Raw genomic sequence first — 15,847 nt, 5'->3', positions numbered from 1 at the left:
CCCGGACCCGCTGGCGCCGCGGGCGCGGTCCCGCCGGGCTCCTGCCCGGGGGCGGCCCAGCTGAGCGCGATCCGGCCGCCGGACGCGCCGTCCGGCCCGCCGCGCGGCCGGGGCCGCCACAGCTCCACCGCGACCCGTCCGACGATCACCAGCCCGAGCAGCTGCGGCACGGCGTCGCCGAGCAGGCCGTCCGGCTTGGAGGGGTTGTCCAGCAGCCCGAACCGGTTCCCGGCGGCGAGGCAGCCGGCCCCGGCGACCATCGCGAGCACGACCGTCCAGGAGGACGAGAGCGCGCGCAGCGGCCAGGCCCGCCCGGTCCTCGCCCAGCCGCAGACGACCGCCACGACGGCGGTGACGGCGAGGCCGGGGATTCCGGCGATCCAGCCGCCGAGCGCGGCGGCGAGGCCGACCGCGGCCCAGGCGGGCCAGCCGGTCCCGGCGACCAGGGCGCGGCCGCCCGGCGGTCCCGCTTCGCGCCGCTCCCGCGCCGGCCAGACGGCGACCAGCAGCAGCACGAGCAGCAGGTTGAGCCCCGAGACCACGGCGATCCGCTGCGACCGGTCCGGCGTGTAGGTGAGCTGGACCGTGCCCTTCGTCCCGGCGGGGACGAGCCAGCCCTGCTTCCAGCCGTCGAGCCGGACGGCGCGCAGCGCGGTGCCGCCCACGGTGGCGCGCCAGCCGGTGTTGAAGTTCTCGTTCACGGTGAGGAACGAGCCCTTGGCGGCGTCGATCTCCAGCTTGCGGGAGCCGGACCCCCAGCTCAGCACCTTGACCGGCTGCGGCGCGCCCGCGTCCGTGCCGCTCGTGCCGGTGCCACCCGTGCCGGTGCCGCCCGTGCCGGTGCCGCTCGCGATCGCCTGCGGGCCGACGGTGACCGTGTCGATGCGGTACGCGTCGAGCGGCACCGAGGTCAGGTGGTTGAGGCCCGCCTTCAGCGGCGCCTGGCGGCAGGCGGCGAACCGCAGCGGCCGCCCGGCGAGCAGGTCGCCGAAGGTGCCGGTGGCCTTGGTCTGCACGGTCGTCCCGTCCACCCGGACCTTCGGCCCGTACCCGCAGGCCAGCGTCAGCGGGTAGTCCGCCACGTCCGGAAGCGGCCGGACGCCGGGGACGATGAGGTCGGTGAGCTGCACCGGCCCGGTCTGGTCGTCCTTGAGGAAGGTGACGGTCAGCCGGTCGGTGGTCATCGGGGCGAACGACAGCCGGCCCAGCCCGTCGGACAGGCCCTCGCGGTACTCGCCGTTCTGCCCCTCGATCCGCACCCGGACCGGGCCGGACGCGCCGGGCGGGCGGCTCAGCGTGAGCTTCGACAGCCGCTTGCGGCCCTTCCACCGCACGGAGAGCGCGGCCGCCTTGTCCTTGTCCGCCGCGATCCAGGTGGTGGACGGGTCCCCGTCGAACGCCGACCGCGCCTGGTCGGCGGGATGGTCGGACTGGACGGAGGTGGCGGTGACGAGCGGCTGCCCGGCCACGGCGGTGTACTGGGCGATCAGCCGCTCGTCGGTGAGGACGGCGGTGCCGGTGAGCGGCGCCTTCCCGGACACGGCGGAGGTGTAGGCGCGGTCGAAGCCGTCGCCCTCCTCGTCGTCGTTCGCGAGGGCGGACGAGCACACCCAGCGGGCGCTGCCCTGCATGCACGCGGACGTGCCGCCGGGTGCCCGGCCCATCACGTAGGTGGCCCGGCCCTTCACCCCGGACGGCGCGGGCAGCGTGTACGTGCGGGTCGGGTGGACGCCGCCGATGCTCAGCTCGGACACCCCGGCGCGCGCGAACGCGGGCACGGCCGGCTTGGTCGCGAGGCCGGTGATGCGCAGCTTCAGCCAGCGGCTGGCCCCTTCGGGGGCGCGCAGCGGCTGGGGGGACGAGGTCCGCTGGACGTCCTGCTCCACGGTGCCGGTCTCGGTCTGCACCGCGACCCGCGCGACGGCCGGGCCGAGCGTGGAGTCCTGGTCGAACACGGCGGTCAGGTCGCGGACGTCGCGGGGCTTGTCGAAGTCGACCCGGAGCCACTGCCCGACCGGCCCGTTCCACCCGCCGGTCTGCCACGCGGTGAACGGGTCGCCGTCCAGCGCCGCGTACGGCTCCGCGCCCGGCTTGCGGGACTGCGGGATGGCGTCGTCGCTCGCCGCCGACGACGACGCCGTGACGTCGCGGACGCCGCCGCCGTAGGTGACGTGCGTGGTGTACCGGTTCCAGCCCTTGTCGAGGACGTCGGTGGCCTGCCCCCGGTGCGCCCGCGTCAGCGTCGGCGAGGTCTGGTGGAGCTCGCCGTAGTTGCGTTTCAGCAGGCGGGGCGAGTCGGTCACGACGGGTTCGCCGCCGAGGTCGGGGGCGTCGTCGTCGAGCAGGACGGGCCGGGACGGCAGCGCCCGGTCGTCGGCCATCGCCAGCAGCGACTCCGGCCCGCCGTACACGCGGAGGGCACCGGACGCGTCCGACAGGTTCGCGACGTCGTCGGCGCCGGAGACCTCGTAGACCTCCAGCGCGGGGTACCTCTGGTCGGTGGCGGAGACGGCGTCGTCCACGAGGTCGCCGCCGACGGGCGCGCCGAACGAGGCGGCCCGGCGGATGCCGGGCGAGTCGGCGAGCGCCTGGTGCAGCCGGGCCGGCCAGGCGCCGCGCAGCGTCTCGCGGCTCAGGTCGTTGCGGACGAGCAGGTACCGCACGCCCATCCGGCCGAGGAACGCGGCGAGGCCCGGCGAGCCCTGGCCGGAGCGGACCTGGAGGTCGATCGCGTCCAGCGCCCGCGTGTACCCGGGCGACCCGGCCGGGACGAGCTGCCGGACGCCCCAGCGGGCCGTGAGCAGCGGCTGGACGATGTCGTCCATCGGCCGGCCCCACAGGTACTCGCCGAACGGCGCGCCGGGCAGCGCCAGCACGCCCTGCTGGCCGGCCCGCGCGTTGATCCACGACGCCGCGTCCCGCCAGTACTTCGGCACCTGGGGGAAGGAGCCGGGGCCGGTGAGCCCGTTCGACACGGCGGTCGCGCCGATCCCGGCCAGCGCGACCAGCGCGACGGCGGGCACGCTCAGCACGGCCCGCAGCGCGCCGCCTGCGGTGGGCCGGTGCTCGGCGGCCAGGCCCCGCGCCTGCGCGCGCTCCGGCCTGCGGACGGCCACGACGAGCAGGTGCGCCAGCCCGAGCGCGAGCGGCATCCGGACCACCGCGTCGAACTTGTGCAGGTTGCGCAGCGGCGCGAGCGGGCCGTCCAGCAGGTCGCGGGCCTGCGCGGCGAACGGGCCGGGGATGTCGCTGAGGTGGCCCGTCGCGATGACCGCGACCCCGGCCAGCAGCGTGGGGAGCAGGAACGTCCGCTCGGGCAGCAGCCGGCCGAGCAGCCCGGCGAGGCCGAGCGCGGCGATCAGTCCTGTGCAGACGACCGGCAGCGCCCCCACCGACAGGCTGTGCCCGACCGGCCACCAGATCCGCCCGTCGACGATGAGGTAGTTCACCCAGCGCTCGGCGCCCCGGAAGATGTTGATCAGACCGGTCGGCGCGGTCGTCGTCGCGGCCTTCTCGGTGTAGGTCAGCCAGGAGAAGCCGTAGGTCCCGGTGAGCGTCAGCGGGACGAGCCACCACGCCATCGCCGCGCCGGTGGCCGCCGACCACCACGCCAGCAGCCGGATCCGGTGCGACCCGCGCGGCCGCGTGATCACGTACACCAGCGGGACGACCAGCACCGCGACGGTGGCGGTCGCGTTGATGCCGCCGCAGCAGGCGACCGCGAGCCCCGACCGGGCCGCCGCGCGGACCCGTCCGCCCTCGCCGGACGCAGCGGTGACCAGCGGCAACACGATCCACGGCAGCATCGCGGCCGGCAGGTACTCCGAGGAGATCTGGCCGAGGGTCGCCAGGGCGTTCGGCGCCAGCGCGTACGCCATCGCGGCGATCAGCCGGCTCCCGGGCCCGCCGATCCCGAGCCGGTTCGCGAGCCTCCACGTCCCGGCGAACGCCAGGCAGAGCAGCAGCGACGTCCAGAGCCGCTGGGTGATCCACGGCGGCATCCCGACCAGGTGCCCGAGCGCGTGGAAAGGGCCCATCGGGAACAGGTAGCCGACCGCCTGGTTCTGCAGCTGGCCGAACTGCTCGGCGTCCCACAGGTGCAGCGCGCGGCCGAGGAACCCGAGCGGGTTCACCGCCATGTCGATCTTGGTGTCGGCGAGGATGAGGCCGGGCCGGGTGCCGAACGCCAGCGCGGTCAGCGCCAGGCAGCACGCCGCGACGCGCAGCCGCTCGCGCAGCCGGGCGGCGGCGTCCGGGCCGTCCGGCGGGCGCGGGCCGGGGGCGGGCGGGCGCGGCGCGCCGGCGCGCGGCGGGCTCGCCTCTCCCACTGCCATGCTCGCCCCTTCTCCTCCGCCCTTCGCCGCCCTTCGCCGCCCGGCCGGTCCTACTCCAGGTCGCCGCGGGCGGCCTCGCCGGTGGAGCGCGGCCGGCCGAGCAGCCGCTCGACGGCGGTCGCCTCGCGGACCTCGCGGACCTCGCCGGATCCGGCGAGCAGCTCGTCGCGCACCGGGCCCTCCACCACGCGCAGGTGCACGTCACCGTACCGGTGGACGACCTGTGCCCGGTCATCGGCGGTGGACGACGTTCCGGCCCGCACGGCCGCCTCGACCAGCTCGCGCATCCGGTCGGCGGTCCGCGCCCAGTCGAACTCGGCGGCCCACGCCCGGCAGCGCGCGGCGACCTCGTCGCGGCGGCCCGGCTCGGCGAGCTCCTTGAGCGCCCGTTCCACCACCTCGGCGGGCACGTCGTCCGGTCCGATGAGCCAGCCGGTGACGCGGTCGCGGACGGCGTCGCGCAGCCCGTCCACGTCGAAGGCGACGGACGGGACGCCGAGCGCGGCGGCCTCGATGACGCTGAGCCCCCAGCCCTCGCCCTGCGAGGTGCTCAGGTGCAGGTCGGCGGTGGCGACGAGAGCGGCCTTGACGTGCTCGGTCACGTAGCCGTGGGCGACCGCGACGCCCTGCAGGCCGCGCTCGGCGATCCCGGCGGCGAGCGCGTCCGCCTCCGGGCCCGTCCCGATGATGTGGAGGCGGAGCCCGGGGTGCCGGTCGGCGAGGCGGCGGGCGAGGTCGAGGAGCAGGCCGAGCCGCTTGTGCGGGACGAGCCGCGTCACGCACGCCAGCTGCGGATGCCCGGTGGCCACGGCGCCGTGGACGTCCGGCGGCGCGTCGCAGCCGTTCGGCACCACGTACACCGGGCCCGTCCAGGCCAGGCGCTCCCGCACCGCGCGCAGCGTGGACGGCGACACGACCACGTACGCGTGCCTCCGGTACGTCCAGCGGCTCACGGGCCCTTCGAGCATCCGCCCGATCCACGCCATCCACGGCGGGAAGTGGACGCCGAACTGGGCGTCGTGCACGTGGTGGATCACGCAGAACACCGGGACGCGGCGCGGCAGCGCCCACGGCGTGAAGAACGGGATGCCGTTCTGGCAGTCGATCACGGCGTCGAAGCGGCCGCCACGCCTGAACCGCCGCCGCAGCAGCCACAGCAGGACGAGCGGGTACACGGTGAACCGGCCGCCGAGCCGGACGAAGTCGACGCCGTCGACCCGGTCCCGGCGCGGCTGCCCCGGTGCCCGGGACGTCACGTAGTGGACGCGGGCGCCGCGCTCCGCCGTCCGGCGGGCGATCTCCCAGGCGTACCGCTCGGCGCCGCCGGCGGCCGGGTGCCAGGGATCGCGCCAGTTGACGACCGCCAGCCGCAAGGGTCCGTTCATCCTTGTCCGGCGCTCGACGCCGACGGCAGGCCCCGGTCCGGCAGGGCGGGCAGCGGGCCGAGGACGGCCTCGGGCGCCGCCGCCGGGGCGGGGATCAGCGGGCCCGCGACGCGCGCGCGGATGCGGGCGAGGTCGATGAGGCACTGCAGCGAATGCCGGCGCACCGAGAACGTCGAGCCGGGGCGGTCGCGCCAGACGACCGGGATGGCGGTGACCGGCGCGCCGCGCCGCACGCAGTGCGCGAGCAGCTCGACGTCGAAGGAGAACCCGGTGGTGCGCAGGTCGCGAGCCGCGGCGCGGCCGAGCGGCCCGGCGAAGAACTTGAACCCGCACTGGGTGTCCTGGATGCCGCCGACCAGGTCGCGGACGATCCGGTTGAAGGTGATCGCGCCGAGCCGGCGGACCGGCAGCGCGTACCCCTCGACGACGGACGCCGCGTGCCGCCGCGACCCGACCACCACGGTGCGGCCCTCGCGCAGCAGGGCGAGCGCGTCGTCCAGCGCGGCGAGGTCGGTGGCCATGTCGGCGTCCATGAACCCGATGTAGGGGGCGCGGGTGGCGAGCAGGCCGGTGCGGACCGCGGCGCCCTTGCCGGGCCGGTCGCAGGTCAGCAGCCGCACCGGGACGGGCCCGCGCCAGGATCGGACGATCTCCGCCGTCCCGTCCGTGCTGGCGTTGTCGACCACGATCACCTCGGCGCGCGCCCGCAGCGCGGCGAGCCTGTCGCTCAGCAGGTCCAGCCCGGCGGGGAGCCGGCCGGCCTCGTTGCGGGCGGGCACGACGACCTCGAGCAGGGCGGGACCGGGACGCCGGTTCCCCATCAGGTCACGCTGGTCAGGGGGCGCCGTAGTTGTACATCGGCTTGATGACCGGGTCCTTCTGCGAGGAGTTCGCGAGCTGCACGACGCCGAACGAGGCTCCGGCGGCGAGGAGGACGCCGACGAGTGCGGCGATGGCGATGCGCATCAGGGGGCCCTTCGACTGTGGTGGGGGAGGCGGTCGGGGCTGCGGCTACGGATACTCCCGAGTAACGGAAGCCCCAGAGTAGTGCCTGAGGCCAGGAATGACCAGAAAACCACCACACTCGCCGCTATCCAGGCAACGATCACCGGCGCCGCCGGAACGCGGTCCTCGTGGCCCGCCGCGGCCCCGTCGATCCGGTAAACGGCCAGGTCAGGACCTATCACCACGGGGACGGCCCCGGTGGGCCGGTACCGGCCCGTCTCCGAGTCGACGACGACGTACCGGACGCCTTGGTCACGCAGCGTGGCCGCGTCGGGGCGCGCGGCGGCCGGGGCGAGCGCGATCGCCCGCGGGTCCTCGGCGGCGATGGTCGTCCGGCCGACGATCAGCGCGTCGTTCACCACGACCCGCCGGTGCAGGTAGCGGGGCAGCGGATCGAGGACGCGCCGCCCGTGGTTCCAGGAGTAGCCGCGGTAGAGCGCCCACGGCAGCACGAGCACGTCCCCGGGCGCGGAGTCGGCGGCGATGATCCTCCGGGCGCGCGCCCAGTCGTCCGGGTAGCGGACGGCGCGCAGGTCGCCCGCCGCGCCCCACGCCAGCGTCGGCAGCAGCAGGACCGGAGCCGCGACGGCGCCCACCGCGACCATCGCGTACCGCGCGCCGATCGCCCGGTCGGCGGCGACGCCGAGTCCCACGGCGACCACGACGGCCAGCGGCGCCACGTATTGCTGTCCGTCGCGCAGCACGGCGAAGCCGGACCACAGCCCGACCGCGCCGCGGAGCACCGGCGCCGCCACCGCCCCGAGCGCCGCCACGACGAACCCCGCCGCCGCCGCGACCGCCGCGCCCCGCCGCCACTCCGGCTCCCGGCACCAGCGCCAGTACGCGAAGAGGGAGCCGAGCACCACGGCCAGCCAGAACCCGGCCAGGACCGGCGTCCCGTAGCCGCGCGGCACCGTCTCGCCGTTCCAGATGCCGCCGAGCGTCAGGAGGCTGCCGAGCACGCCGAAGGGGGTGTCGGCCCGCGCCGCGAAGACATCGACGGCCGTACCGTTCCCCGGCACGCCCGCCGGGCGCAGCACGGCCGGCACCAGCCACGGCAGGCTCAGGGCGGCCACGACCCCGGCCACCCGCACCGCGCCCCGCAGCCGCGCCGCCACCAGCGCGACGACCAGCGCCGTCAGCCCCGACACGGTCAGCGCGGCGAACCCGCCGATCGCGGCGGGCAGCAGCGCGCGGACGAGACGCCGCGTCCCGCCCTTCTCGGTCGTCCGGGCCGCCGACGCGACCACCCACGGCAGCGCCGCGTACCCGAGCAGCAGCGCCCACTGGCCGAGCAGCAGCCGCTCGGCGACGAACGGGTTCCAGGCGTAGCAGACCCCGGCCGCCAGGCGCGGCAGCAGCCGCGGCGTCGGCACCAGCGACGCCGCCGACATGCACGCCATCACGAAGATCGCGAGCAGGAGCAGCTTCTGCACGGCGTCGGCGGGGACCACCGTCGCCAGCGCCGTCACGAACGCGTCGCTCGGCACCTGCCGCGGGACCGTCCCCGTCAGCCCGAACGTCATCGGCGTGAACGCCGGATCCGGCGTGAACACCATGTCGTACGACAGCACGAACCCGGGCGCGAGCCCCGGCCCGAGCGCCACGAGCCCGAGCCCCAGCCCGGTCAGCGCGGCCACGAGCCGCCGCCGTCTCTCCCCCATCGCGCTCTCTTTATACGAGCACGGTCAAGTCGCCCGCCGCGCGGCGGGCTCGGGGTCGCGGGGGAGGCCGAGGATGCGCTCGCCGATCACGTTGAGGTTGACCTCCGTGGTGCCGCCGCCGATCGACATCGCGCGGGACGCCAGCAGGTAGCGCGTCCAGCGCGGGCGCAGGCCGTCCTTCCAGCCGCCGGTCAGCGCGCCCTCCTCGCCGAGGAGCGTGAACCCGAACTCGGTCACCTGCTGCCCGTGCTCCATCGCGACCAGCTTCCGGACGTTCGCCGTCGCGCCCGGGTCGGTGCCCGACAGCTGCTTGAGCGTCGCGCGCAGGCCGAGCAGGTTGAACGCGTGCTCGTCGCAGGCGAGCCGGCCGATGCCGTCGCGGACGACCGGGTCGCCGTCCAGGCCCAGCTCGGCGGCGAGGGCGAGCAGCTTCGGGACGTCCCCGCCGAGCTGGAACGAGCTGGTCAGCCCGACGCGCTCGTTGGCGAGGGTGTTGCGGGCGACCCGCCAGCCCTCGTTGACGGGGCCGACGACCCGGTCGTCCGGGACGAACACGCCGTCCAGGAACACCTCATTGAACACCGCGTCGCCGGTGCACTCGCGCAGCGGCCGGACGTCGATGCCCTCGGCCGCCATGTCCACGATGAAGTAGGTGATGCCGTCGTGCTTGGGCCGGTCCGGATCGGTGCGGGCGACGCAGACGCCCCACTGCGCGTCCCGGGCCAGCGACGTCCAGATCTTCTGCCCGCTGATCCGCCAGCCGCCCTCGACCCGCTCCGCGCGGGTGCGCAGCCCGGCGAGGTCGGAGCCCGCGCCCGGCTCGGAGAAGAGCTGGCACCAGATGATCTCGCCGCGCAGCGTCGGCGGCAGGAACCGCTCCTGCTGCTCCGGCGTGCCGTACTGGACCAGCGACGGGACGACCCACGCCGCGATCATCAGCGGGACCGGCCGGACCTTCGCCGCCTTCAGCTCCTGCTGGATGACGATCTGCTCCAGCGGCCCGGCGTCCCGCCCCCACGGCTTCGGCAGGTGTGGCGTCACCCAGCCGCCCTCCGCCATCGCGGCGCGCTGCGCGAGCGGTTCCATCGCGGCCATCTCGGCGACGCGCCCGCGGATCTCCTCGCGCAGCGGCGCCGCGTCCTCGCCCAGCTCGATGCTCATCGGGCGGCGGACGCCCTCGACCGCGAGCGCCGCGACGTCCGCGCGGTGGCCGCTCGCCCTCCCGAGGAGCGCGCGCAGGGTGAGGGCGCGCCGGTAGTAGAGGTGCGCGTCGTGCTCGTAGGTGTAGCCGATCCCGCCGTGGATCTGGATGTTGCCCTCGGCGCACAGGACGGCCGCGTCGGCGGCGAGCGCTCCCGCCACCCCGACCGCGTAGGCGCGCTGCTCGGGGGCATCGCCGAACGACCGCGCCGCGTCCCAGACCGCCGCCCGCGCGCGCTCCACCGCGATGAGCATCCGCGAGCACTTGTGCTTGACGCCCTGGAACTGGCCGATCGGACGCCCGAACTGCTCGCGGAGCTTGGCGTAGGAGACGGCGTCGTCGAGCGCGCGTCCCGCGACGCCGCACGCCTCGGCGCCCAGCAGGACGACCGCGAGGGCGCGGGCGTCGGGCGCGTCGAGGAAGCGGTCGTCCGGGACGTCCAGGCCGTCGGCCGTCACCGCGCCGACCGGGCGGGTGACGTCGAGCGACTCCAGGTCGCCGACCGTGACCTCGTCGCGTCCGGCGACCACCCAGCGGTCTCCGGCGGGCAGCAGGAACACGTCGGCGAGCGGTGCGCCCAGGACCGGCCGCACCGTCCCGGACACCGTGCCGCCGTCGACGGCCAGGCCGCCGGAGAGGCCGACCGCCGCCTTGCGCGAGCCGTCCGCGAGGCCGGCGAGCAGGTCGCCGCCCGCCCCGGCGGCGTGCAGGATCGCCGAGGCCAGGACGGTCGGGGTGTACGCGCCGGGCGCGAGGGCCCGGCCGAGCTCCTCCAGCGCGACGGCCTGCTCCAGCAGCCCGAAGCCCTGGCCGCCCGCGTCCTCGGGCAGGTGCAGGCCGAGCAGCCCCTGCGCCGCGAGCGCGGGCCAGAACCCGGCGTCGGCCTCGCGCGCCGCCTCCGGCGGGACGTTCCGCTCGGCGAACCCGCGCACCGACGCCGCCAGCGCCTCGTGCTCCTCCGTCAACCCGATCGCCATGACCGCACCTCTCCGTCGGGGATCGGAGCCAGCCTATTAGAACGGCATTCGGTACTTAAGAGGGGTCAGGCCGCGACCTTCAGCTGGCCGAGGAACTCGTTGAGGTCCGGCCACATCTTCCGGTGCGTGTTCGGCAGCGACGCGAACACCGCCGCCGGCGTCCGGTGCCCCGTGTCGATGACCGCGGTCGCCACGATCTCGCCGGTCGCCCGCACCCCGGCCCGCTTGTAGGTCAGGTACGAGGCGATCAGCCAGCCCTTGTGACCGTCCACGTTCAGCGCCTGCGACGCCAGCGGCGCCGACTTGTGCGGGAACGCGTAGTACTGCGACTCGTAGCCCTGCTCCGCGAGCGCGGTCGTCTTCTTGACGCTCCCCGGCCCCTTGTAGGAGCCCAGCAGCGTCGGCGGCAGCGCGCCCGTGAGCAGCTGGCCGTACCAGAGCTGCTGCCCGTGCCGCTCGGTGACCACGATCTGCTGCCCCGACCAGCCCGGCGTGCTCAGCTTGTTCTTCTTGGTCGGCAGCTGCCACGGCGGGCCGAGGCGCGGGTACGACAGCCCGGACGCGGCGTCCGTCAGCCGGCCGAGGACCTTGCTCGGCTTGCCCGGGAACCGCTTCAGCGGCCGGTCGGCGGGGACCGTCACCTGCGGCTCCTCGGGCTGCGCGCCGGTGCCCGCCCCTCCCGTCTTGACGGCCGGGTCCGCCGGCGGATCGTCGGTCTTGTGCGTCATGTAGTAGACGCCGCCGGCCGCGAGGAGCGCGACCACCAGCAGGCCCACGCCGCCGATCAGCACCAGCCGGGACCGGCCGCCGCCCTCGTCGAACACGTCGCCGGACGACCGCGGCGAACCGCCGAGCTTGGCGTCCGCGGCCGCCTCGTCGGCCATCCAGTCCGGCATCTGCCAGTTGCCGCTGCTCGGCTTGCCGGCCTTCGCCGGGCCCGACAGCCCGACCTGCACCGCGGGCGCCTCGTCCTCGGACGCCGCGCCGGGCCCGTCCTCGAACAGCGAGCCCTCCCAGCCGGGCGGCTCCTGCCCCTCCGCCGGGACGGGCGCGACGCGCACGTCCTCGGCGTCGGGCAGCGCGCCGCTCCCGTACACGGACCCGGCTTCGCGCTCGCGCTCCGGCTCGGCGGCCGGCTCCGCCCATGCGGCGGGCTCCCCGGCCTCCGGCCGTCCCCAGGGTCCGGGCCGGTCCGCGTGGGCCGGCTCCTCCCAGGCGGTGGGGCCCTGCCGGCCCGCGGCCTCGTGCTCGTACGCGCTCTTCTGCTCGAACGCGCCCTTCTGCTCGAACGCGCCCTTCTGCTCGTACGCGGTCTCCTGCTCGGACACGGTCTCCTGCTCGGACGCGGCCTCCCGCGCGGACGCGGGCTCGTGCCCGGGCGCGGCCTCCTGCTCGGCGCCGGTCTCGGGCGCTCCCGGGGCGGCCGAGCTCTCGACCTTGCCCCAGATGTCGTGCGGCCGCTCCTCGCCGGCGTCGGAGAAATCCGTACGGCCGTGCGGTGCGGGCATGAAGACCTCCGGCACCTTGGGCTCGGAGGAGACCACCTGCGGGCCGGTCGCGCGCCCCGCGTCGGGCGCCGGCGGCCGGCCGGCCGCGTCGCTCTCGCTCATGTCGGTCCAGCGCACACCGCGCTCCCCCTGATCGGACATGCGGAACACGGTACGCGAAGATCATTCATTTCGTTCGGCAGGTCATCACGCTGAGGACACATCTTCCTATCGCCTCAGTTCGGGGTCGCGACGCCGGGACGGCCGCCCGTGATCTCCGGGCCGTCCGCGAGCCGCTCCCTGGCCAGCAGCGTCGCGCCCGCCACGGCGCCCGGCATCGCGAACACCGCGCCCAGCGGTATGAGGAAGACCACGAACGTCGCCGCGCCGAACCCGACGGACAGCGACCGGTTCGCCTTGAGCCGAGCGAACCGCTCCTTGCGCAGCAGCCCGCGGCGCTCCAGCGCGATCGACGTCAACTCCCCCGCCAGGTAGTACCCGGACACCAGGGCCGCGATCACCGGCACCACCGTCTGCCCCACCACCGGCAGGAACCCGGCCGCGAAGAACACCACCGCGAACAGCACGGCGACGAGCCCGAGCGCCAGCGCGTCCTTGACGGCCCGCCCGATCTGCACCAGCAGCGGGACGTCCGGGTCCGGCGGCGCGCCGCCCTGCGACTCCTCGACCCGCACCGCGATCGCCTCGTAGAAGGGGTCGCCGACCAGCAGCGTCACCGCCGTGAACGTGAGCACGGCGAGGAACACCGCCGCGCCGTAGATCGCGATGCCCGCGACGACGCGCGTGGCCGCCCGCGCCGCGTCCGACCAGCCGTCCGCGAACGGCGTCACCCAGCCCGCCAGGTCGCCCAGGTAGAACGCCAGCGCCACCAGCGCCGCCGCGTAGGCGGCCAGCACGATCAGCGCCGGGATCAGGCCGAACAGCCACTGCGCGGGGTGGCGCGCCGTCCAGCCGATGCCGCGGAGCAGGTAGCCGACCCCGGTGAACAGGTCCTTGACCGCCGACGGCCTGGCCTCGCCCTGCCCCGAGGCGGGCCGGCCCGGCATGCCGGGCGGACCCGGCGGGGCGGGCGGCTGCGGGCGACCGGGGATCGGCGCCGGCGCACCGGGCGGCTGCGCTCCCGGCCGCGGGTTCCACGGAGCGGGCTGATTCGGGGGGTGGCTCACACGCTCAGAGCCTAGGGCCTTCCCACAGAGCGCCCAAGCGGACGGGCGAAGCGCGCCCGGCCGGTGCCGCCTCAGCGCACCGGCAGCCCGACGAGGCGGGCCGACTGGTCCCACACCGCGCGGCGGAGCACCTCGTCCTTCAGCGGGCCCGCCTCCGGGATCAGCCCCGCGCCCGGCGTCGAGCTGTAGAAGCCGCCGGTGCGCCCCTCGAACTCCTCGTCCAGCGCGAGCCGCAGCGCCATTCGCGCGCCCTGCGCCGGCGTCCGCATCACGGGCGTGTGCGACAGCAGGCCGCCGATGCGCCCACTGCCCGGCAGGTCGCGGGCGAGCCCCGTCGCGACGAACCCCGGGCACATCGCGTTCACCGTCACACCGGTGCCGTCGAGCCGCCGCGCCAGCTCCTGCGCGAACAGGATGTTCATCAGCTTCGACCGCCCGTACACCCGCAGGGACCCGGCCGCCCGGTAGTTGCCCGGCTCCGCCATCCGCGCGGGCTCCAGCCGGCCGGCGAACCGGTGCGCCTCGGACGCGACGACCACGATCCGCGACGGCGCGCCCTTCTTCAGCGGGCCGAGCAGCAGGTTCGTCAGCAGGAACGGGCCCAGGTGGTTCGTGGCGACCATCCGGTCGAACCCGTCGGCGCTCTCCTTCGCCCGCATCAGGTGCACGCCCGCGTTGTCGACCAGCACGTGCAGCCGGTCGAACCGCTCCTCCAGCGACGCCGCGACCCGCCGCACGTCCTGCTGCGCGGACAGGTCGGCGAGGAACGTCTCGACCCGCGCGCCCGGGACGTCCCCGGTCAGCTCGTCCACCGTCGCCTTCGCCCGCATCTCGCTGCGGGCCACGATCCCGACGAGGAACCCGGCGCGCGCCAGCCCGCGAGCGATCTCCTTACCGATCCCGGAGGTGCCCCCGGTCACGATCGCGATCTTGTCCCTCATCCCCCCACCGAACCACCGCGCCGAACGCGCGAGCAAGGGGTGGATGTGATTTCTTGCACAAGCCGTGATGCGCGGCCGCGGGCGGCCCCGGCCACCGGGACGGCCCCTGGCCTCGAACTGAAACCAGTTCTACTATCGGTCGCCATGAGGTTCACCTACGCCGAGGCGATGACCGACCCGTCGTTCTACCTGCCGCTGGCCCGCGCCGCCGAGGCGGCCGGCTACACGAGCATGTCGGTCGCCGACTCGCTCGCCTACCCGCGCGAGTCCGACTCGACCTACCCCTACACCGCCGACGGGAACCGCGAGTTCCTGGAGGACAAGGCGTTCATCGAGACGTTCACGCTGATCGCGGCCATGGGCGCGGTGACGAGCACCCTCCGGTTCACCCCGTTCGTCCTCAAACTGCCCGTCCGGCCGCCGGTGCTCGTCGCCAAGCAGGCCACCTCGATCGCCTGCCTCACCGGCGGGCGCCTCGGCCTCGGCGTCGGCGTCAGCCCGTGGCGCGAGGACTTCCAGGTCATGGGCGTGCCGTGGGAGCGGCGCGGGAAGCGGATGGACGAGGCCATCGACATCGTCCGCGGCCTCGCCGGCGGCGACTACTTCGAGTTCCACGGCGAGTTCTTCGACATCCCCGCGATCAAGCTGTGCCCGGCGCCCGCCGAACCGATCCCGATCCTGGTCGGCGGGCACAGCGAGCCCGCGCTGCGGCGCGCCGCCGTCCGCGGCGACGGCTGGATGCACGGCGGCGGCCCCGACGACCTCGACGACCTCCTCGCCCGGCTGCACCGGATCCGCGAGGCCGAGGGCAAGGCCGGCGAGCCCTTCGAGGTGCACGTCATCTCCCCCGACGCCTACACCCCCGACGGCGTGAAGCGGCTGGAGGACAAGGGCGTCACCGACGTGATCGTCGGCTTCCGGATGCCCTACGCCAAGGGCCCCGACACCCAGCCGCTGGACAAGAAGATCGCGAACCTGGAGCGGTTCGCCGAGACCGTGATCGCGAAGGTGACCGGCTGACCGCAAAACGAGAACACGTTACAGTTCGGTCATGGACGCCCTCATCTGGCACGCCCCCGACGCCGACCACCCCGCCCGCCGGGCCGCCCGCGCCTCCATGACCGCCGTCGGCGCCGGGCGCCGGGCGGAGTGGCTGGCCCTGTTCGCCCCCGGCGCCCTCGTCGAGGACCCCGTCGGCCCGTCCTTCCTCGACCCCTCCGGCGAGGGCCACCGCGGCGCCGACGGCATCGCCGCCTTCTGGGACTCGTTCATCGCCACCATCAGCGGGTTCCGCTTCGAGATCAAGGACTCGTTCGCCAACGGCCCCTGCTGCGCCAACGTCGCCACCATCACCACCACCATGGGCGACGGCTCCACCATGACCATCGACTGCGTCCTCATCTACACCGTCGACGAGTCCGGCCTCATCACCTCGCTGCGCGCCCACTGGGAACCGGACCGCGCCATGGCCACCGTCACCAGGCCCTCGGCCTGAGATCAGCCGTCGCCCGGCGGCAGCAGCAGCCGGGCGGTGGTCTGCTCCAGCCGCCGCACCGCCATCGACTCGCCCACGAACCCCCGGACGGGGGGGGCGCACGGCGGGCGGCCGCCCGGCGAGGCGCGGGGCGGGGGGGGGAAAGCCAACAGGGGCGCCCGCGGCGCCCGG

General features: G+C 75.4%; 12 protein-coding genes. 2 read left to right on the top strand and 10 right to left on the bottom strand.

The window, feature by feature from the left end:
• The 9 genes from ABZ914_RS10125 to ABZ914_RS10085 all read right to left on the bottom strand — a co-directional run.
• Window positions 1–4,334: alpha-(1->3)-arabinofuranosyltransferase domain-containing protein (locus ABZ914_RS10125; RefSeq protein ID WP_500192681.1), on the bottom strand; the 4,334-nt coding region annotated here is incomplete at its 3' end.
• Between the two features lie 50 nt (window positions 4,335–4,384).
• A complete protein-coding gene (locus ABZ914_RS10120; protein ID WP_500192680.1) occupies window positions 4,385–5,719 on the bottom strand; it encodes a glycosyltransferase family 4 protein in 1,335 nt (444 codons plus the stop codon).
• Window positions 5,716–6,540 (bottom strand): glycosyltransferase, encoded by an 825-nt coding sequence (locus ABZ914_RS10115; protein WP_500192679.1) that lies wholly within the window; start codon window positions 6,538–6,540, stop codon window positions 5,716–5,718. Before ABZ914_RS10115 ends, ABZ914_RS10120 begins: the two co-directional genes overlap by 4 nt.
• Window positions 6,541–6,553: 13 nt before the next feature.
• Window positions 6,554–6,685, bottom strand: coding sequence for a hypothetical protein (locus ABZ914_RS10110; protein ID WP_264159724.1), 132 nt, complete (start codon window positions 6,683–6,685; stop codon window positions 6,554–6,556).
• Complete coding sequence (locus tag ABZ914_RS10105; RefSeq protein WP_500192678.1) at window positions 6,685–8,388, bottom strand: MmpA family trehalose lipid delivery protein; 1,704 nt, start codon at window positions 8,386–8,388, stop codon at window positions 6,685–6,687. The genes ABZ914_RS10110 and ABZ914_RS10105 overlap by 1 nt, the downstream gene beginning before the upstream one ends.
• 24 nt (window positions 8,389–8,412) lie before the next feature.
• On the bottom strand, window positions 8,413–10,566 hold the full coding sequence (locus tag ABZ914_RS10100) for an acyl-CoA dehydrogenase family protein (protein WP_500192677.1): 2,154 nt from the start codon (window positions 10,564–10,566) through the stop codon (window positions 8,413–8,415).
• Between the two features lie 65 nt (window positions 10,567–10,631).
• Window positions 10,632–12,215, bottom strand: coding sequence for a flagellar basal body-associated FliL family protein (locus ABZ914_RS10095; protein ID WP_500192676.1), 1,584 nt, complete (start codon window positions 12,213–12,215; stop codon window positions 10,632–10,634).
• A 74-nt stretch (window positions 12,216–12,289) separates the two neighbouring features.
• Window positions 12,290–13,120 carry an EI24 domain-containing protein gene (locus ABZ914_RS10090; RefSeq protein WP_500192675.1) on the bottom strand — a complete coding sequence of 277 codons (831 nt, stop codon included), beginning with the start codon at window positions 13,118–13,120 and terminating at the stop codon, window positions 12,290–12,292.
• Window positions 13,121–13,311: 191 nt separating this feature from the next.
• Window positions 13,312–14,181, bottom strand: a complete 870-nt coding sequence (locus ABZ914_RS10085; RefSeq protein ID WP_500192674.1) for an SDR family NAD(P)-dependent oxidoreductase — start codon at window positions 14,179–14,181, stop codon at window positions 13,312–13,314.
• Window positions 14,182–14,325: 144 nt separating this feature from the next.
• On the opposite strand from ABZ914_RS10085, the gene ABZ914_RS10080 reads away from it, so the two are divergent.
• Together ABZ914_RS10080 and ABZ914_RS10075 are read left to right on the top strand one after the other, a co-directional pair.
• A complete protein-coding gene (locus tag ABZ914_RS10080; protein ID WP_500192673.1) occupies window positions 14,326–15,201 on the top strand; it encodes a TIGR03619 family F420-dependent LLM class oxidoreductase in 876 nt (291 codons plus the stop codon).
• Window positions 15,202–15,232: 31 nt separating this feature from the next.
• Window positions 15,233–15,676, top strand: a complete 444-nt coding sequence (locus ABZ914_RS10075) for a nuclear transport factor 2 family protein (RefSeq protein ID WP_500192672.1) — start codon at window positions 15,233–15,235, stop codon at window positions 15,674–15,676.
• A 2-nt stretch (window positions 15,677–15,678) separates the two neighbouring features.
• On the opposite strand, the gene ABZ914_RS10070 is transcribed toward ABZ914_RS10075, so the two are convergent.
• Window positions 15,679–15,825: a hypothetical protein gene (locus ABZ914_RS10070; protein ID WP_500192671.1), complete on the bottom strand. Its 147-nt coding sequence runs from the start codon at window positions 15,823–15,825 to the stop codon at window positions 15,679–15,681.
• Window positions 15,826–15,847 lie beyond the last annotated feature (22 nt).

This window comes from Spirillospora sp. NPDC046719 (genome assembly GCF_040645715.1).
Classification (GTDB): Bacteria; Actinomycetota; Actinomycetes; order Streptosporangiales; family Streptosporangiaceae; genus Spirillospora.
This window is presented reverse-complemented; position numbering and strand designations above follow the sequence as displayed.